Source organism: Sinomicrobium soli (assembly GCF_003285545.1).
Lineage (GTDB): Bacteria > Bacteroidota > Bacteroidia > Flavobacteriales > Flavobacteriaceae > Sinomicrobium.
In genome coordinates, this window is the sequence record NZ_QLNV01000004.1 from 244,642 (window position 1) to 262,162 (window position 17,521).

Annotated in this window: 19 protein-coding genes; 11 read left to right on the top strand and 8 right to left on the bottom strand. The window is 48.7% G+C overall.

Annotation, left to right across the window (positions count from 1 at the left end; translation table 11 throughout):
• Positions 1 to 67: 67 nt before the first annotated feature.
• The gene (locus DN748_RS06720) at positions 68 to 835 is read right to left on the bottom strand and encodes a TIGR02757 family protein (RefSeq protein WP_112371012.1); all 768 of its coding nucleotides are present in this window, start codon (positions 833 to 835) and stop codon (positions 68 to 70) included.
• A gap of 85 nt (positions 836 to 920) precedes the next feature.
• Between DN748_RS06720 and DN748_RS06725 the strand changes: the two genes are divergently transcribed.
• Positions 921 to 1,310, top strand: coding sequence for an acyl-CoA thioesterase (locus tag DN748_RS06725; protein WP_112371013.1), 390 nt, complete (start codon positions 921 to 923; stop codon positions 1,308 to 1,310).
• Positions 1,311 to 1,501: 191 nt separating this feature from the next.
• On the top strand, positions 1,502 to 1,699 hold the full coding sequence (locus tag DN748_RS06730) for a hypothetical protein (RefSeq protein ID WP_112371155.1): 198 nt from the start codon (positions 1,502 to 1,504) through the stop codon (positions 1,697 to 1,699).
• Between the two features lie 69 nt (positions 1,700 to 1,768).
• Here the strand turns inward: DN748_RS06730 and DN748_RS06735 are convergent, their stop codons facing one another.
• Positions 1,769 to 2,704, bottom strand: a complete 936-nt coding sequence (locus DN748_RS06735; protein ID WP_112371014.1) for a LysR substrate-binding domain-containing protein — start codon at positions 2,702 to 2,704, stop codon at positions 1,769 to 1,771.
• Between the two features lie 262 nt (positions 2,705 to 2,966).
• Between DN748_RS06735 and DN748_RS06740 the strand changes: the two genes are divergently transcribed.
• On the top strand, positions 2,967 to 3,446 hold the full coding sequence (locus tag DN748_RS06740; RefSeq protein WP_112371015.1) for a Dps family protein: 480 nt from the start codon (positions 2,967 to 2,969) through the stop codon (positions 3,444 to 3,446).
• Between the two features lie 88 nt (positions 3,447 to 3,534).
• On the opposite strand, the gene DN748_RS06745 is transcribed toward DN748_RS06740, so the two are convergent.
• Genes DN748_RS06745 through DN748_RS06770 form a run of 6 tightly spaced genes read right to left on the bottom strand, consistent with a single transcriptional unit; the run spans position 3,535 to position 9,896 of the window.
• On the bottom strand, positions 3,535 to 4,866 hold the full coding sequence (locus DN748_RS06745) for a DUF58 domain-containing protein (protein WP_112371016.1): 1,332 nt from the start codon (positions 4,864 to 4,866) through the stop codon (positions 3,535 to 3,537).
• 34 nt (positions 4,867 to 4,900) lie between these two features.
• Positions 4,901 to 5,989 carry an AAA family ATPase gene (locus DN748_RS06750; RefSeq protein WP_112371017.1) on the bottom strand — a complete coding sequence of 363 codons (1,089 nt, stop codon included), beginning with the start codon at positions 5,987 to 5,989 and terminating at the stop codon, positions 4,901 to 4,903.
• Between the two features lie 11 nt (positions 5,990 to 6,000).
• Positions 6,001 to 7,203, bottom strand: a complete 1,203-nt coding sequence (locus DN748_RS06755) for a DUF4350 domain-containing protein (RefSeq protein WP_112371018.1) — start codon at positions 7,201 to 7,203, stop codon at positions 6,001 to 6,003.
• The gene (locus DN748_RS06760; RefSeq protein ID WP_112371019.1) at positions 7,200 to 7,931 is read right to left on the bottom strand and encodes a DUF4129 domain-containing protein; all 732 of its coding nucleotides are present in this window, start codon (positions 7,929 to 7,931) and stop codon (positions 7,200 to 7,202) included. Before DN748_RS06760 ends, DN748_RS06755 begins: the two co-directional genes overlap by 4 nt.
• 55 nt (positions 7,932 to 7,986) lie before the next feature.
• Positions 7,987 to 8,931 carry a hypothetical protein gene (locus tag DN748_RS06765; protein WP_112371020.1) on the bottom strand — a complete coding sequence of 315 codons (945 nt, stop codon included), beginning with the start codon at positions 8,929 to 8,931 and terminating at the stop codon, positions 7,987 to 7,989.
• Entirely contained in the window at positions 8,928 to 9,896 is a 969-nt protein-coding gene (locus tag DN748_RS06770; protein ID WP_112371021.1) for a stage II sporulation protein M, read from the bottom strand. Before DN748_RS06770 ends, DN748_RS06765 begins: the two co-directional genes overlap by 4 nt.
• Positions 9,897 to 10,127: 231 nt before the next feature.
• Between DN748_RS06770 and DN748_RS06775 the strand changes: the two genes are divergently transcribed.
• The 8 genes from DN748_RS06775 (at position 10,128) to DN748_RS06810 (ending at position 17,479) form a co-directional block, all read left to right on the top strand.
• Positions 10,128 to 10,871 carry an RDD family protein gene (locus tag DN748_RS06775; protein WP_112371022.1) on the top strand — a complete coding sequence of 248 codons (744 nt, stop codon included), beginning with the start codon at positions 10,128 to 10,130 and terminating at the stop codon, positions 10,869 to 10,871.
• Between the two features lie 40 nt (positions 10,872 to 10,911).
• Entirely contained in the window at positions 10,912 to 11,535 is a 624-nt protein-coding gene (locus DN748_RS06780; protein WP_112371023.1) for a trimeric intracellular cation channel family protein, read from the top strand.
• Between the two features lie 71 nt (positions 11,536 to 11,606).
• Positions 11,607 to 12,482, top strand: coding sequence for a Mur ligase domain-containing protein (locus DN748_RS06785; protein WP_161554494.1), 876 nt, complete (start codon positions 11,607 to 11,609; stop codon positions 12,480 to 12,482).
• A gap of 76 nt (positions 12,483 to 12,558) precedes the next feature.
• Positions 12,559 to 13,254: a RadC family protein gene (gene radC / locus DN748_RS06790; protein WP_112371025.1), complete on the top strand. Its 696-nt coding sequence runs from the start codon at positions 12,559 to 12,561 to the stop codon at positions 13,252 to 13,254.
• Between the two features lie 74 nt (positions 13,255 to 13,328).
• A complete protein-coding gene (locus DN748_RS06795; protein ID WP_201741434.1) occupies positions 13,329 to 14,690 on the top strand; it encodes a polysaccharide deacetylase family protein in 1,362 nt (453 codons plus the stop codon).
• The gene (locus DN748_RS06800; protein WP_112371026.1) at positions 14,677 to 15,381 is read left to right on the top strand and encodes a YjjG family noncanonical pyrimidine nucleotidase; all 705 of its coding nucleotides are present in this window, start codon (positions 14,677 to 14,679) and stop codon (positions 15,379 to 15,381) included. The genes DN748_RS06795 and DN748_RS06800 overlap by 14 nt, the downstream gene beginning before the upstream one ends.
• A complete protein-coding gene (locus DN748_RS06805; protein ID WP_112371027.1) occupies positions 15,381 to 16,046 on the top strand; it encodes a hypothetical protein in 666 nt (221 codons plus the stop codon). Before DN748_RS06800 ends, DN748_RS06805 begins: the two co-directional genes overlap by 1 nt.
• 8 nt (positions 16,047 to 16,054) lie before the next feature.
• Positions 16,055 to 17,479, top strand: a complete 1,425-nt coding sequence (locus tag DN748_RS06810; RefSeq protein WP_112371028.1) for a DUF5723 family protein — start codon at positions 16,055 to 16,057, stop codon at positions 17,477 to 17,479.
• The last annotated feature ends 42 nt before the right edge of the window (positions 17,480 to 17,521 follow it).

The window sequence follows — 17,521 nt, forward strand, 5'->3', positions numbered from 1 at the left end:
TTCGGTCTGTGGTTACTCCGTGCTTCGAGCTTCGTGCTTTCGACAGCCTCTAAATTACTACAAATAATCAGAACTTTTCAAATGCCCCGAGCCCGAACAGTGCAAAATCGTATTTTACGGGGTCTTCGGGGTCCATTTTCCGGAGATTGTTATCCAGTTCTGCAAGCGCTTTGGCATCGTTCTGCTTTCGTTTCAGCAGCCCCAGTTTTCGCGCTATATTACCCGTATGTATGTCCAGGGGGCACGATAGCTGGCGCGGGGAGAGCTTTTTCCATATACCGAAATCCACGCCCGTATGGTCCTGTCGCACCATCCAGCGCAGGAACATATTGATGCGTTTGGCCGACGACCCCTTTAAAGGATCGGATACGTGCTTTTCGGTACGCTTTTCATGGGGGATCTCGAAAAAATGCATTTTAAACCTGTGAATGGCCTTTTGCAGGGAATGGGCTTCGGCATACTGCGCAAAAACCGGTTCCATGCCTCCGTATTCCGAATAGATATGGTGCAGTGAACGTACAAAACCCTGCAGGTCGGTGCCGTTGAACGTGCGATGGACAAAGCGGTCTAACCGCCCCAGTTGCTCTTCGTTGTGCGACATTACAAAGTCATGGGGCGCATTGCCCATGAGTTCCATCATCTTCCGGGCGTTGGTTATAATGGATTTGCGATTGCCCCAGGCAATGGTGGCCGAAAGAAAACCGGCTATTTCGATATCTTCCCTGGAAGAAAAACCATGGGGTATCTGTATGGGGTCTGTGGTGATAAACCCGGTGTTGTTGTATTCTGCCGCTTTCAGGTCGAGGAACTCCCTGAGTTCGGTATCATTGAGCATATGGGCTGTTTTTGTAGTTAAAATGTTTTTTAGGTTATATGCTGCAAAATAAATAATTTTAGGGGATAATTATAAAGTCATTGCTATGAGATTTCACACCCGGAAATGGGTCAAACCCGAAGATCTGAACCCCAACGGCACACTGTTCGGAGGGCGCCTGTTACAATGGATAGACGAGGAAGCTGCATTGTATGCCATTATACAGCTCGAAAACAAGAAAGTGGTCACCAAATTCATGTCTGATATCAACTTTGTCGATTCTGCCCGGGAGGGCGATATTGTTGAAGTCGGGATCGATGTGGTGGAATTCGGCAAGAGCTCCATTACGCTGCGATGCGAAGTGAGGAACAAGATGACCAGGGCGACTATCATCTCCATAGACCGGATTGTCATGGTAAACCTGGGCGCCGACGGGAGGCCCGTACCCCACGGAAAGACACAGATCGAATACGTTAAAGACAGGTTAGGGCAGTAGTGTTATATACGGAACATGTTTTTTTGAACGGAAGAAAAGTATAGGGTTTGTCACATATTTTTGTGAATCAGTTAATTAGTAAATATTTAACGATTGCCTGAAATAATCGGAATACAAAAATCGTTATATTTGGTGTAATTATGTTTCCGGCCACGGTGCCGGGACTAACCCTTAAAAAAACGTTCATTATTATGGCAAGAGCTATGTATGAGTATACTCAGGTCGTACTCCAGAAAGTGAGCTTTGATTCCGTTCTCTTCTGTAAGGAAGTAGAAAAAGCGGTTCACCGATTACTACCCTATGAACTGGAAGAACTCAAGATCTGGTTAAACCAGTTCATATCGGGAAAACCCGAACTTTCCCAATGCCTTATTCATTTAAACGCATAAAAAAATCCCGCTTCGGCGGGGTTTTTTAATTCGATAATTAGTCAATTATCACATTACCACATTACCACATTATTTCACCGGGCTTATGATCTGGACGTTCTGGAAGGCGATGGCGCCTCTTACCACTCCGAGGATAACTTCCCTCAGGGCTTCTATAAGCTGGAGTTTCAGTTCACTTTTGTGATAGATCAGGCTTATTTCGCGGGCCGGGTTGGGATCGTGGAAGAAATGCAGGTTTTTTTTCTCATTCTCACAAAGCCCCAGGGTGTGGAGATAGGGGAGCAGGGTCATTCCCATGCCTTCGTCGGCCAGTCTTATCATGGTTTCGAAGCTCCCGCTTTCCAGCTGGAAGCGTTCATCCCTGTGATCTGATTTCGCCTTGCACAGGTTGATGACCCCGTCGCGAAAACAATGCCCGTCCCTGAGCAGGAGCACGTCTTCTATGTTGAGGTCGGCAGGGTCTATCCTGGTGTTGGCGTGCAACCGGTGGTTTTCCGGGATATAGGCTACAAAAGGCTCGTAATACAAAACCTTTTCCCGGATGCGTTCGTTTTCCAGCGGTGTTGCGGCAATGGCTGCATCGAGATGCCCTTCGGAAAGTTTCTGCACCAGGGTAGACGTATTTTGTTCCTCGATCCTGATATTGACCTTGGGGTATTTATTGATGAAATTGCGCAGGAACATCGGGAGGAGCGTCGGCATTACGGTGGGAATGATACCCAGTCTGAACTCACCTCCTATATATCCCTTTTCCTGGTCTACGATATCCTTGATCCTGCCCGATTCGCTCACGATATTCCTGGCCTGTGCTACAATCTTTTTTCCTACATCGGTGAGCTGAATGGGTTTCTTGCTACGGTCGAAGATCAGGACGTCCAGTTCGTCTTCAAGCTTCTGGATCTGCATACTCAGGGTGGGCTGGGTCACAAAAGATTTCTCTGCAGCCAGGGTAAAATTCTGATACTCGGCTACGGCCAGTACATATTGTAATTGTGTAATGGTCATACTTATGGGTCGTTTAGTTTATTAGTTCGTAGTTTTTAGTTGTCAGTTTGTCAGTTTAACTCTGAATTCTGAACTCATAACGGGTTGCAGGGTTTAATCAAACTCCGGACTTCCGGCTTCCTGCCATCCCGTTATCTACAAACTAACGGCATAGTTTTATTCGATAAAAATATAAAAACTATTGATAAATGTTATATTTCCTTCCCTCTAAATAATCGGTAAATTTGTCGTAAATTAACGAAGAACTTAAAATCATGCCATTATGCAAGTAAACACCTTAGGACTGGATGTCAATAAAACAGAAAACCTGGTTAAGGACCTGAACAACCTTCTTGCCAATTTTCAGCTGTATTATCAGAATTTACGTGGGATCCACTGGAATATACGGGGCAAGCGTTTCTTTGACCTGCACCCGAAATTTGAAGAGCTGTACAACGACAGCCAGGAAAAGATAGACCTGATCGCAGAGAGGGTACTGACGCTGGGAGGTACTCCGCTGCATACTTTTGAAGACTATATCAAGGCGGGCAAAGTGCCGGTCGGAAAGAACGTTCACCAGGATGAGGCCGCAGTGACCCTGATCGTGAATTCGCTTACGGAATTACTCAAGATAGAAAGGGTGATCCTCGACGAGTCGGACGATGCCAATGACGAAGGGACCAATTCGATGATGAGTGATTTCATTACGGAACAGGAAAAGACGGTCTGGATGATGAAAGCCTGGCTGGACGAGAAGATATAACCGTTGGGTTAGATATTGTTTAGGGGTGAACAGGGTACGGATTTCCGTACCCTGCTTTTTTGTTTGGGAGCGGAGCTGCCCGTTGCCGTTATAACAGCCCCCTTGCCTTTATTTCCAGGTATTTGTTAATGGTATCTATGGTCAGGTTTTCGGGAGTGGTAAGAATGGAGTAGATGCCGTATTTTTTCAGTTCGTTGACGATAAGGCGTTTTTCGAAATCAAATTTTTCGGCGATCACCTTGTCGTAAACTTCCTGGATGGTCCCGGCGGGATTGCCGATAAGCTGGTTCAGTTCGGTATTCTTAAAGAATACGGTGACCAGCAGGTGGTTTTTGGCGATACCCTTCAGGTATGGCAGCTGGCGGTGCAGGCCGTCCAGCGTTTCGAAATTGGTAAAGAGCAGGATCAGGCTTCGCTGGGTAATATTGCGTTTGATATCGCCGTAGAGCCGGCTGAAATCAGACTCGAAAAAATCCGTCTCGATATTGTACAGGGTCTCCAGGATCAGTCCCATCTGGGAATTCCTTCTTTCCGCGACTACGATATTCTCTACTTTTCTGGAAAAGGTGAACATGCCGGCCTTGTCCTGCTTTTTCAGGATCACATTGCTCAGTACCAGGGTGGCATTGATGGCATAGTCGAGCAGGCTGAGCCCTTCAAACGGCATTTTCATGACCCGTCCCTTGTCGATAACGGCATATACCGGTTGGGATTTTTCGTCCTGGAACTGGTTTACCATAAGCTGGTTCTTTTTGGCCGTAGCTTTCCAGTTGAGGGTGCGCAGGTCATCGCCCTGAACGTATTCCTTGATCTGTTCGAATTCGAGGGTGTGGCCGATACGCCGGATCTTTTTGATGCCGTACTGGCTCAGGCGATTGGTAAAGGCCAGAAGGTCGTATTTCCTGAGTTGCAGGAAAGCGGGATAGGTGGGTACCATCACCTTGTCGCTGTACCGGTATCTCCGGGCTACCAGTCCGAGGGCAGACGAGATGTAGAGGTTCAGTTTCCCGAAATGATATTCGCCCCGTTCCGTGGGCCTCAGGTCGTATTCCACCGTTCGGGACGAGGATGCCGGAAGCTTTCGTTCCAGGCGGAAATTACGTACCTGGAACTGCTCCGGGATCTCGTCGATGATCCGGGCATGTACCGGAAACGTATAATGGTTGTCGATAACGATCCTGACCGGATTTCGGTCGCCGTTGGAAAATTTCTCCGGGGCGGTCCGCTCCGCCCTGACGCCTGTCCTGGTGTAGAAAAGGATAAGACTGTCCATGACCGTGAAGGCCAGAAGGACAACCAGCCCGAGCTGGGCTACAAAAAACAGCCTGTCCAGTACAAAACTTATGATAAACAGGACAATTACGGCGATACAGCCGTAAAAAAAGCGGTTTTGCAGGTATAAAGGTCTAAACAGTTTCAATTTTCAGATGTTCTCGGATTATAGACAAAGCGCACTATCTCGGGATCTCCACGGTCTGGATGATCTGTTGTATCACCTGTTTTGCCGTTACCCCTTCCATCTCTCTTTCGGGAGTTATGATAATGCGGTGTTGCAACACCGGGACAGCCACCTGTTTTATGTCTTCGGGCGTCACAAAATCACGTCCGTTGATAGCGGCATAGGCTTTTGAAGCCTTTAATATGGCTATGGAGGCCCGGGGAGATGCCCCGAGATACAGGAAGGGGTTGTTCCTGGTGTTTATGATGATCTCTGCGATATATTTCAGCAGGTGGGGTTCTATTCGTACCTCGTTTACCAGTTTCTGATATCCGGAGACCTGTTCCCTGGAAAGGAACGGATCTATCTTGTCGGTTTTCGGAGTGTCCCCGAGCGTATGTTCGCGGGTGATGATCTCTATTTCTTCTTCAAGCGAAGGGTATTCCACATCGATCTTGAAGAGAAAACGGTCCAGCTGGGCTTCGGGAAGGCGGTATGTTCCTTCCTGTTCTACCGGGTTTTGCGTGGCGAGCACCATAAAGGGGGGAGGCAGCGGATACCGTTGTCCGTCCATGGTGATCTGCCGTTCTTCCATTACCTCGAACAGGGCGGCCTGGGTTTTTGCCGGTGCCCTGTTGATCTCGTCGATAAGGAGCATATTGGAGAACACGGGGCCTTTCCTGAACTCGAATTCCGATTTCTTGAGGTCGAATACCGAAGTCCCCAGGATGTCTGAAGGCATCAGGTCGGGGGTGAACTGTATCCTGCTGAAATCTACGGCCAGGGCTTTGGACAAGAGTTTGGCCGTGATGGTCTTGGCCACGCCGGGGACCCCTTCTATAAGTACATGGCCGTTTGCGAGCAGGGCGGTGATCAGCATGTCGATCATGTTGGTCTGGCCTACGATAACCCCGGAGAGCTCTTCCCGTGTTTGCGCTACGGCGGCCTGCAGGGCCGAAAGGTCTATCCGCGACCGGAATTCCAGGGTGTCCCCGGCAGGGGCCGCCTCTTTTTCCTGTTCCTGTACAGGAGTTGTATCAGGAGCCTGGTGTTGTGAAGGCTCCTGTTTTTCGTTTTCTTCGGGTATGTGGTCTTCCGTATTCATAGTTGTCATTTTTATCTGGTATTGTTATTGGCGTGAAACTGTTCGATGGCCCTGTTGAGCCTCAGCAGGTCCTGCTCGGTATAGGTGGTGCGGCCTGCCAGGCGGGAGATCAGTTTTACGGTATGTGCTATGACCTTTTTTTCCTTTCCTGTCTTTGCGGCCAGGGTACGTACAAACTTTTCGTTCAGTTGTGTGGTATCCACGTAATACCGGTTTCGTATTCCTTCCAGGAAATAGGTGATCTTTTTTTCGATCAGGTTGGCGTGGTCCCCGGTCTCGTAATACAGGTTACTGATGGTCTTTACGAAGTCGACCGTAGTATTCGGTACAGGGGGGATAACCCTGATAATACGTTGTTTTCTCTTGGCGTTGAACAGGATGAATACCAACAGGGTAACCAGGCCGGTAAGCCATGCCCACCTCAGCGGGGGTTGGGAATTGATAAACCTCAGCGGAGAATTTCCCAGTACAGCCGATTGACGGTCCTTGGCTTTAAAATACAGCTTCCCGGAAGGAAGATAGGAGAATACTCCTGCTGCGTATTCCATATTCCGGTCTTTCAGCAGGTAGTAATTGGTAAAGGCATAGGGATAGGTATGCAGGAGAAATGTTCCCTTCCCGAAGCGGACACTCACAAAGTTGATCTGTCTTTCTTTAAAATCCTGGTATCCGAGAACGGTGGTATTCAGGGAATCCAGGGCCGAAAAAAACATCCCGGTCGTGCTTTCTTTTACGGAAATGCTGTCTTTTTGCAGCTCCGGATTGGCCAGGTTCAGGCTGCCTTTCTGGTTGAAAGCGTAATTGTAACTCGTTTCAAGACCGAGTGTATCGGCCAGGACAACGGGGAAATTATGGCTGGAAATAAAGGCGGTATTGCCTGCTTCCACGTATTTGAGCAGTTCGGTGACAGAGGTTTCGTCCAGGTTGAAATGACTGTCTACATACACGAAATCCGGACCCCTGGAATAGATCGTATCCATATAGGGCAATGTTGCCTGCAAGTACTCGTAAGGAGAAGTCCTGATGTCTTCCACCCCGTCTTCGAAAGCATCCTGAAGCTCTGTGTGCAGGACTTTCAGGGCATAGGGTTTGGTCTGGCTCTCGTTGAAGGTGGGGGTCCAGTCTACCGGTCTGGGCTGGGAGACCTCAAAGACTACCACTGCTGCCATGAGGAGGACCAGTATTGCTATGTATATTTTCAGACTGTTTTTCATCCGGCTACCGATGTTATGAGCCGGGAAAAAGTCCCGGCGGCATTAGTATACTGGAGCTGGTCTATCTCAAACTCCCCGTACCATATATAGGTATAAAGATAGGCAGCGTACCTGAAGTCCCTACCGATAGGGTGTTGTTGCAGCTCTGCCTGGTAATCGTTGTTGGTCTTTTCCACATCATAGGTAATGAGTGCCCTTTCCGAAAGTTCTTTTAACAGCCACAGGTAGTGGTACCTGATGGCCTCCCGGTATCTTTTTTCGGCTACGGCCTGCCGTACAAGGGCCTGAAAGTCGGTAACGTGAATATTGTTTTCGATGTCGCGTGCCACGATGATGCTGCGGTCGGTGTTCCTTCTGAATATCCATCGCCCTTCCCGGTTGATAATGGCTCTTATGATAAAATAGATAACAGCGAGTATGATCACTATGTAAAACACCTTGAGGGCGAAATCGGTTATGTCTGCTGCCTTTTGACGGGACTCCATGCGGAACAGGTCCATCAGCTTTTGCACGAACCATTCCTTGAATCTGGAGAACCACCCGCTGGCGGCTTCGTATTCGTAGGTGTATTCCTCCCCCTGGTATTTCTGTTGCGGGTTTTCGGTAAATACCCTTTTTTCCACGGGAGAACGGTCAATACGCAGGCTGTCCCCGCCATCCTGTCCCGGAACGGGTGCCATATATATAAATGCGAGTATGAATGCTAACAGGTATCTTTTCAATGTCATGAGGTTTGAGAGACAGCGCTTCCGCCGGGATCCGTTCTTCTGTTTTCCGGTTCTTTCAGGACCCGGAAGCCCCGATCTGGTCGATCACCGAAGTAGTGTTGATATTTTCCGTTTCTTCCTTAAGGCTGAAATACACCACGCACTGATTTATCTGTATAAAGGTATTTCCTATAATGCCCAGTATGAATGAAAAGAGGTAGAACACCATCATGATCGTCATCATCAGCGCCAGACTTTCCTCCGAATTTCCCGATCCGGTGGTGGTTACCACAGATATGATTCCGGCCATATACGGTATGGTGGTAGCCAGTCCCTGAACGATCTGTATCATGAAGTAGAACAATGCGACACTCCCCACACAGATCCAGAATTTTTTAAAGGTAAGCTTCATCCCGTATTCGAAGCAGTCAAAAACCCCCTTGTCCGACCCGAGGTATTCCATCAGGGCATTGTTGTAGGTAAGGGTAATGGTTGCCAGCAGGAGCGGAAGGCAAAATATTCCTATAACGGTTATCACCATTACAAAAGCTACGATACCTGCCCCTATAAATACGGGAATGGACAACAGCAGGCATGCCAGGATAAAGATGATCAGCTTTCCGGCGTTGTCCTTGAGCATTTTTACGATCTCTTTGCTTCCGAAACCGGCATTTCCCGATTGCGAATACAGCAACAGGTATATCGGGGTATAGGCATAGGTGATAAAACCTACCAGGCAGGCTACCAGGACGAAGAGAATGCCAAAAACGGCCACAAGAGGTGCATTGTTGTTGATGTAGTTCTCTACCATGGTATCCGTGTCATATCCCGGTATGGTAGCACCCGTGATCAGTGCGCTGTATACTTTTATGAAAAAATAGGCCAGTACCATCAATACCAGGATAAAAGCCCCGTTGATAAGCAGGAAGTTCCTGAAAAAATGCTTGCCGTTCTGCCTGATAAAGGCAAAGGTATCTGAAAAGAGTTCGCCGAACTCCCTTTTCTTATAGAGCTCTATCATAATGAGTTAACAGTTTTGCGATGTATGATAAAAGGGTATATGAGGTAGTAATACGATATGAAGCCCAGGGTGCCGAGTATGATGATCAGTGCGGCCATATCGGGCATGACCCCGGCATAGCGGGTAACGAACCCTTCGAGGAAGCCGGCTGCGATAAAGAACGGAATGGTGCTCAGCAGTATCCTGATACCGTCCTTGAAGGCCATCTTGAAGGAGGTTTTCCTGGAATATGTTTTCGGAAAGAGGATCCCTGCGCCGAGGATAAAGCCCGCAGCCCCGGTGACCACGATGGAAAAAATCTCCATGGCCCCGTGTATCCAGATACCCCTCACACTTTCCCACAATACGCCTTCGGCGTGGAACATATACTGGAAAGCCCCCAGCATGATACCGTTCTGGAGCAGTATCCATCCGGTTCCCAGGCCGCCGAAAATACCATATACAAAGGCCCGCATGCTGACGTAAATATTATTGAGGGTAATCCCGATAAAGCTGCCCCAGTTGCTCCCGCTTTTATATACCGCTACCGGATCGCCGTTTTTGATATTGTCCAGGGTCATGTTCACATATCCGTCGCCGAGAATTAACCTTACGAAGGTGTCGTCATGGGCAGCAGATACCACTCCGATGGCCACAAAGATAAAAAACAGTGTAAAGGCATAGGCAAAATACCGGCGATGCTGATACACGGTGAGGGGGACTTCCGTGCGGAAAAAGTACAGCAGCCGGTTGGTGTCCTGTCGCCGGGTACGGTAAATGCTCTGAAAAGCCTTGGCAGCAAGCTGGTTCAGGTAAGCTATGACCCTGCTTTTGGGGTAATAGGTCTGCGCATACGACAGATCGTTGATGATATGAATATACAAGGTAGCCAGCTCATCCGGATCCTTGAACCGTCGGTGAAATATGGCCTGCTCAAAATTGAGCCATTTTTCCTTGTTTTGTGTGATAAAGGCGACTTCTCTCATACATTCCTTCTGAATTACCCCGGATAAAGCATGAAGGCCGACAACGGAGACATGTGGAAAATTAAGATATGTTTGAACTGTAAAGTTAAAAGAAAACCGATACTTTTATGCCCGGGATGTTGTAATTTTATGCAAAATCCCTGTTTTAAGGGATAGGGAAGTTATTCGGGGAAACCCTAACTTGGCAACCCAACAGAGGGATGTCGCCGGGCATCCGGCAATGCAATATATATGGCAGAACTACAGATCAATACCACACAAAACGTCAATATCAGTTTTACCGCTGCTTCCGTAGGGGAGCGTATACTCGCCTATGTGGTGGATATGCTTATCAAGATAGCCTATGTCATCGTCGTTTACCAGTTACTGTTCGTTGTACTGGGAATAAATGATGTATTAGAGGGAATGGACCAGTGGTCTTATGTAGCCGTCCTCCTGATCTTTTTCCTGCCGTTTATTTTTTATACCCTTGTTTTCGAGTCCCTCCTGGAAGGGCAGACCCCGGGAAAAAGACTGTTAAAGATAAAAGTGGTAAAGATAGACGGCTACCAGGCTTCCTTCGGCGATTACCTCATACGCTGGTTTCTCCGGCTCGTGGATATCAACATGATGGGAGGGGTGATCGCCCTGATCAGTATCGTAAGCAGCAGCAAGAGCCAGCGGCTGGGAGACATGACTGCGGGAACTTCGGTAATCAGCCTGAAAGACCGGGTGACCATAAATCATACCATCCTTGAAAGCCTGCAGGAAGATTACCGGCCGGTCTACCCTTCGGTCATACGCCTGTCGGATAATGATATGAGGATTATTAAGGAAACCTATAACGCTGCCCGGAAATCGGGGGATAAGGTGTTGCTGTTAAAGCTTAAAAAGAAGGTGGAAAATGTGATACAGGTGTCTGCGGGAGAACCTACGGTGGGGGCATTCATAGACCGGGTGCTGAAAGACTATAATTATTTTACGCAAAATATGTAATACCCGGCAGGTGCGGGTATGCGGCTAAACGGAAAGTGTCATGTTTTATCAGGTTACAGACCTTCTGGGAGTGGTTTCTTTCGCCATATCGGGCGTATTGGCTGCCTTGCAGAAGAAACTGGATATTTTCGGGGTTTTTATTATTGCCTTTGTAACGGCGGTGGGAGGCGGGACTATCAGGGATATCCTTCTCGGGGTAGAGCCGGTAACCTGGTTGCGGGACAATGTGTATATGTACACGATCATTGTTACCGTGGTCCTGGCGCTGCTGTTCCGCGAAAAGCTGAAATACCTGAGAACCTCCCTTTTCCTGTTCGACACCATAGGTATCGGGCTATACACACTGGTAGGAGTGGAAAAGGGGATCGAAGCAGACCTGAGCGCCGTAATGTGCGTTACCCTGGGCACCATTACAGCCTGTTTCGGCGGAGTGGTCAGGGATACCCTGTGCAACGAGATACCGGTCATTTTTCACCGGGAGATCTATGCTACGGCCTGTATCTCAGGGGCGGTGGCCTATCTCCTGCTTCGCATGCTTCCGGTCCCGGAGGATATAACCTTCCTGGCCTCGATTGTTATTGTCATATCGATAAGGCTCCTTGCCGTACGGTTCGGGCTGGCGCTGCCCGATATTTATAAAAGCGGGGCCAGGGGCGGGGATTAACGGGTTTTCCCGTTTTTTTAATGCCCATGTGTATATGCTTTTTTATCTTTACGTTATCAAATCGGAAGAATATGCGTTTACATTGTATCGGCCTCGCAGACCCCAGGCTTTTTGCCATTGCCCGTGTACTTGGTAATTCTGGTCATGAGGTGAGCGGGAGCGAGGAGAAGCTCAATTACGAAAAACAGGAAGAGCTTGTGGAGAGTAAGGTGGAAGTGCAGGGGGAAGGATGGTCTGATCGCCTTGTTTCGGGCAACCTGGACGGGGTTATCGCAGGAGCCGGAATAGGGGAGGAGAACCCGGAGCTGCAGCGCGCCCGGGAACTGGATGTCAGGATATATACGGTGCCGGAGATCCTGTATGAACTGACCCGCGGCAAGACAAGAGTAGTGATCGCGGGAGGGGATTACAGCGGTACATTATTATCGCTGGTATTGTATGTGATGGAATATCACAATAAACATACCGATGCGGTAAGGGAAAAGGATGGGGAAGTGCGGATACAACTTTCCGAGGATAATGAGTTTGTCATACTGGCGGGAAGCCACCTTCCTTATTCTGCACTCGATCCTGTGCCGCAGTTTTACCACTATCATCCCAATATCGTATGGCTGACCTCGCTTCCGGGGGGAGACCCTGAGATTGCCAGGGCATTTACAGACCGTGTCGTAAAAGGAGGTATTGTGGTCTATAATGAAGATGACCCGGGGCTGAAGGCAGTGGTGGAAGCTTCGGAAAACCCGGTGCGCAAACATCCGTATCACGTGTTGTCAGGCAACGGGGACGGCGGCAAGGTAGTGCTCGATACTCCCGAAGGACCCATGCCCCTGGATATGGACGATGCCCACCTTACCGGCCATATTTTGGGAGCTAAATGGCTGTGTCAGCACCTGGGCGTTGACGAAGAGGATTTTTACGAGGGAATATACTCGTATGAAATTTCCTGACATTAGAAGTGAATTTATTTTATATTTTATTTGAAATAACGTCGGTTGAACGTATCTTTATAAGAAATTAAGACCGATGGAACAAGCGTTATCCCTATCTATTAAAAACTGGAAAGAGGACGATCGTCCGAGAGAGAAACTCCTGAACAAGGGGAGACAGGCCCTGACCGATGCAGAACTGGTAGCCATCCTGCTGGGCAGTGGTAACCGGGAAGAGAGTGCCGTAGGGCTTTCACAACGGATCCTGGGTGCGGCCAACAATAATCTGCACGAACTCGGCAGGTTTTCCATATCGGGGCTTATGCGTTTTAAAGGGATAGGAGAGGCCAAGGCCATTGCTATTGCCGCAGCGCTGGAACTGGGAAGGCGCAGAAGGGTGGAGGAAGCCCTTGAACGTTTCAGGGTAACGAGCAGTGCTTCGGTATTCGAGCTAATGCAGCCTGTGATCGGCGAACTGCCCCATGAAGAGTTCTGGATCGTCTATCTCAATAATTCGAACAGGGTGATCCGGTATGTGCAACTGAGCAAGGGAGGCATTACCGGAACCCTGGTCGACATAAGACTGGCCATGAAAACGGCCCTGGAACTGGGGGCCACGGCCATAGTGCTTGCCCATAACCACCCTTCCGGAACCCTGACGCCCAGCGATGCCGATAAAAAACTGACACAAAAAATAAGGCTTGCCTCCGAAAGTCTGGATATTCGTGTACTGGATCACCTGATAATCACGGAAAAAAGCTATTTTAGCTTTGCAGACCACCGTATTTTGTAGATTTTTGTGGTCATACAATGATGGCCGGGACTTTCGCGGAAGGCTGCAAGACCGGGAAATTGAATATTGGATCCATGCTATTAGTCTATACCCATAAAATAACTCCGAGGGTTACCTATATCATGAAGCACATCTTTGTGAACATGCTTCAGACCGAGGTGAAGATCACGGACAAGGTGGAAGATTTTATAGCTCATTCCGGGGCCAAGATCACCTATACCCGGCATCCCCTGCAGAATGAGTTTTTTGTCAGAAGTCACGATGTGCTTTTCGAACAGGGAATATCTGCTATGGATATCAATATACAGATGTGGGACGATGTGCCGTGTTTCTTCGCCACGGGAGACAAGTCCAGTATTCCGTTTGATATTTTTGCTGCCGGATTTTACCTGTTGAGCCGTTATGAAGAGTATCTGCCCCATGTAAAGGATGAATACGGCAGGTATCCCGCCAGGGAAAGCCTCGCCTGGGAACACGGTTTCCTGGAGCTTCCGGTGGTAGACTTATGGGTCAGGAAACTTGCTTCGGCGCTTCGGAAAAGATTTCCGGATGCCGGTTTCGGAAAACAGGAAACGAGGTTCGTATCGGTAGTGGATATAGCAGCGGCTTATGCATACCGCAAAAAAGGTATAATAAGGACCCTGGCCGGGACTGTCATGGATATGATTGCCCTGAAGCCGGGTAAGGTTCTGGAAAGGTATATGGTGCTTCTCGGGTTTAAAAAAGATCCTTACGATTTTTTTGGTGAACTCATCGATGTCCATAGAAAATACGGTGTTACGGCAGTTTTTTTCTTCCTGTTGGGAGACTATTCCGCCTATGATAAAAATATTCCGTACAACAAGGCCTCTTTTCGAACGTTAATAAAATCGGTAGCCGACTATCACGTGGTTTCGCTGATGTCATCGTATTACGCCGTAAATAATGCCGTGGAGCTCAAGAAGGAGCGCCGGCGGCTCAGGGAAATCATCAACAGACCGGTAAAGAGGGTCAGGGCCCGTTATAACCGTTCTTTTATCCCGGAGTCCTATAAGGCGGCCATAGAGGCGGGGTTTAACGAAGACTATACCATGGGATATTCCGATGTTCCCGGGTTCAGGGCGGGTACCTGTAGCCCGTTCCATTTTTACGATATTAGTTACGAAATACAATTGCCCCTGAAGATAAACCCTTTTTGTATTCAGGACTCGGCATTGCTCAGGTTGCCGGATGAAGATGAGGCCCTGAAGAAAATGGCAGAGCTGTACGGGTATGTGGAACGTACCGGCGGCGATTTTATCACGGTGTTCTCCAACGAACGATGGACCGGGGAAATGTCGCTCGATCTGAAGAAAATATATTTCCGGTGGATTTCCGGATGGCGTGAAGAGACGCACCAATGGCCTCCGCAGGAAATTACGGAAAAAACAAACGACCGAAAAAATGAAAAACAGTAAAACCGGCACTGTAAGGGTAACGGATATTTTTTTTGATCTCGATCATACGCTCTGGGATTTCGAGAAAAATTCGGCCCTTGCCTTTGAACATATCCTGGGCAGGCACCGGGTGGAGATCGTACCATCAGATTTCATGAAGGCTTATACTCCCATTAACCGGGATTGCTGGAAAGCGTACCGGGAGAACAGGATCACGCAGGAAGAATTGCGCCGTTCCCGGCTCGAACTTACTTTTTCTGCGTTGGGCAAGGAGGTGGACAGCGAACTGGTGGGGGTGCTTATGGAAGATTATATGGCCCAGCTTACCGAAAACAATCATCTTTTTCTTCACGCCAGGGAGATCCTCGGGTACCTCAAAGGCAAATACAGTTTGCACATCATCACCAACGGTTTTGAAAAGGTACAGCACAAAAAGCTCGCAAATTCGGGGATAGCCCCTTACTTTACCCATGTGATAAGTTCTGAGCTTTCCGGGGTCAAAAAACCGGATCCCGGTATCTTTAACTACGCGCTGAAACGGGCCGGTATTACTGCCGGAAATGCGGTAATGATAGGAGATGACCTCGAAGCCGATATCTACGGGGCCCTGGGAGTGGGTATGGGGGCCATTCATTACAACACCCGGAAAGAAAAGGCGGAAGACCGTATCGTGACCATCGACAATCTGTTCGAAATAAAAAATCATCTGTGATGCCGGCCCGGAAAATATACCGTATACTGGTAATGGTATTCCTGTGCAGTGCCCCGGGGGCATGTATGAAAGATGTCGACTTCGACCAGGTGAACGACCTTACGCTGACACCGGAGGTGGAAACGGGACTGGTATATGTGGATACGCTGACCACCTGTGATATGCTGGACGGGCTGGCCACGGAAAAGACATTATGTTCCCTGATCCCCGATGAGACCATCGGTATGGCTGAGCTCCATACACTGTTGGAGTTGTTGGGGGGTGAAAACCTTAATGGCCCTGCCGGTCGTATTAATGTGGTTGATGAGGAAGTGGGGTTTAATCTGTTCTCCGAACCTTATGTGATAGATCACCTGGAAGAAGCTTCCCTTGTTTTTGAAGTGGGCAGTACCTTAGATGTGGGAGGTAGACTTATTCTGATGATGAGGGATGAGAATGGTAACGATCTGGGCGAAGGTGTTGATATCGAACTGAAACCTTTATCGGCAGGGGAGGAATATATCGGCAGGGATACCCTGGAATATTCTTCGGAAACCATAGAACAACTTAAAAAGACAAACCGCATGTACATTCGTATTGATCTGGACGGGAGTGGTGAAATAGATAAGAATGCCTATCTCCGCCTGAAATCGATGGGCGTATTCGGGCTGAACATCAAAAAATGAGAGAGAGGATGAAATTACAACATCTGCTTCTGTTACTGTGTATGCCTGTATTTTATATCAATGCCCAGAACAAGCCCCTGTTGTATGATTTTACAGCGATCCCCCAGTCGCTGCTGCTCAATCCTGCTGCCGGGGTAGACAACCGCTGGTATGCCGGGGTGCCGTTGCTGTCGGGAGTTCAGGCAGGAGCGGGGTCGAGCGGTTTTTCGGTGTATGACCTCTTTGCAGACGATGAGGTGAGTTTTAACGATAAGGTGGGAAAGCTGGTACGCCGTATGTCTCCGGGAGATGTGGTTTCTACCAGCCAGCAGGCGGAACTGTTCAATATCGGTTTTAAGGGCGACTGGACGGGCAGGGATTATTACTCGTTCGGGATGTACCAGGAAACCGATGCTTTTGTGTACTGGCCTGGAGACCTCGCCGTGCTGGCCTATGACGGGAATAAGGGACATATAGGAGAAAAATTTGACTTGGGGCACCTGGATGTTACGGCAGAAATGCTTACCGTACTGCACTTCGGGTGGCGAAGGAAAGTCAGTGACCGCCTGAAGGTCGGAGTGAGGGCAAAGTGGTATTCGGGAATGGTCAACATCCACGCTTCGGGGAACTCGGGGTATTTTGTTACTGAATACGACCCGGTCAATTTCTATGTGCACCGCATTCTCGCCGATGTGGCCCTTCGCACTTCCGGGTATCAGTCGCTGGAAGACATCCCGAGAGACGGTAATGAAGGGAAGGAAGTCTGGAAAGAACTGAGGAGCAGAATGCTGTTCAGCGGTAATTTCGGGCTGGGAATGGACCTGGGGCTTACTTACCATCCGGCAAAGCAGTGGACGGTAACGGCCAGTTTGCTCGACTTCGGGTTTGTACGCCATACCGAAGATGTGAAGAACTATACACTCAAGGGAAGTTATGACCTGGAAGGGGTAGAGCTGTTCCTGAACCCTGCCGAAGGAGAGAACCCCGAAGAGTACTGGGAAGATTTAAAGGACAAGATAGAGGATCAGTTGCCTTATGAAAAAAATGCCCGGAAATACACCACCCGGAGGGCCTACAAGATGTATGGCGCTGTAAATTACGCTTTCGGTATCAGAAGGAATAAAAAACGCTATTACCTTACGGATTATGAGAATTATATCAATAATGTAGGCGCCCAGTTGTTTGTAGTAAACCGCCCGAAGGGGCCGCTGGCTTCTATAACGGCTTTTTACAGCAGGAAACTTACGGGATTTCTGGAGACGAAGGTAACCTATACCGCCGACCGCTATTCACAGACCAATATCGGGGGAGGGCTGGCCGCGCGGATGGGTAATGTACAGTTTTACCTGCTGGCCGACGACATCCCCGGGCTTTTAAACCTTGCAAAAGCCAATTACGGGGCAGTACAGTTCGGGTTTAACTACATTTTCCCCCATTCGGGAGGGCCTTTTTAGGGGTAAGTTATTAGGTTAATGGGTTATTAAGTTATTTACTCA

Coding starts and splice junctions, on each gene's coding strand:
- DN748_RS06720 (WP_112371012.1), bottom strand. CDS start 835: ATGCTCAATGATACCGAACTCAGGGAGTTCCTCGACCTGAAAGCGGCA.
- DN748_RS06725 (WP_112371013.1), top strand. CDS start 921: ATGAGATTTCACACCCGGAAATGGGTCAAACCCGAAGATCTGAACCCC.
- DN748_RS06730 (WP_112371155.1), top strand. CDS start 1,502: ATGGCAAGAGCTATGTATGAGTATACTCAGGTCGTACTCCAGAAAGTG.
- DN748_RS06735 (WP_112371014.1), bottom strand. CDS start 2,704: ATGACCATTACACAATTACAATATGTACTGGCCGTAGCCGAGTATCAG.
- DN748_RS06740 (WP_112371015.1), top strand. CDS start 2,967: ATGCAAGTAAACACCTTAGGACTGGATGTCAATAAAACAGAAAACCTG.
- DN748_RS06750 (WP_112371017.1), bottom strand. CDS start 5,989: ATGAATACGGAAGACCACATACCCGAAGAAAACGAAAAACAGGAGCCT.
- DN748_RS06755 (WP_112371018.1), bottom strand. CDS start 7,203: ATGAAAAACAGTCTGAAAATATACATAGCAATACTGGTCCTCCTCATG.
- DN748_RS06760 (WP_112371019.1), bottom strand. CDS start 7,931: ATGACATTGAAAAGATACCTGTTAGCATTCATACTCGCATTTATATAT.
- DN748_RS06765 (WP_112371020.1), bottom strand. CDS start 8,931: ATGATAGAGCTCTATAAGAAAAGGGAGTTCGGCGAACTCTTTTCAGAT.
- DN748_RS06770 (WP_112371021.1), bottom strand. CDS start 9,896: ATGAGAGAAGTCGCCTTTATCACACAAAACAAGGAAAAATGGCTCAAT.
- DN748_RS06775 (WP_112371022.1), top strand. CDS start 10,128: ATGGCAGAACTACAGATCAATACCACACAAAACGTCAATATCAGTTTT.
- DN748_RS06780 (WP_112371023.1), top strand. CDS start 10,912: ATGTTTTATCAGGTTACAGACCTTCTGGGAGTGGTTTCTTTCGCCATA.
- DN748_RS06785 (WP_161554494.1), top strand. CDS start 11,607: ATGCGTTTACATTGTATCGGCCTCGCAGACCCCAGGCTTTTTGCCATT.
- radC (WP_112371025.1), top strand. CDS start 12,559: ATGGAACAAGCGTTATCCCTATCTATTAAAAACTGGAAAGAGGACGAT.
- DN748_RS06795 (WP_201741434.1), top strand. CDS start 13,329: ATGCTATTAGTCTATACCCATAAAATAACTCCGAGGGTTACCTATATC.
- DN748_RS06800 (WP_112371026.1), top strand. CDS start 14,677: ATGAAAAACAGTAAAACCGGCACTGTAAGGGTAACGGATATTTTTTTT.
- DN748_RS06805 (WP_112371027.1), top strand. CDS start 15,381: ATGCCGGCCCGGAAAATATACCGTATACTGGTAATGGTATTCCTGTGC.
- DN748_RS06810 (WP_112371028.1), top strand. CDS start 16,055: ATGAAATTACAACATCTGCTTCTGTTACTGTGTATGCCTGTATTTTAT.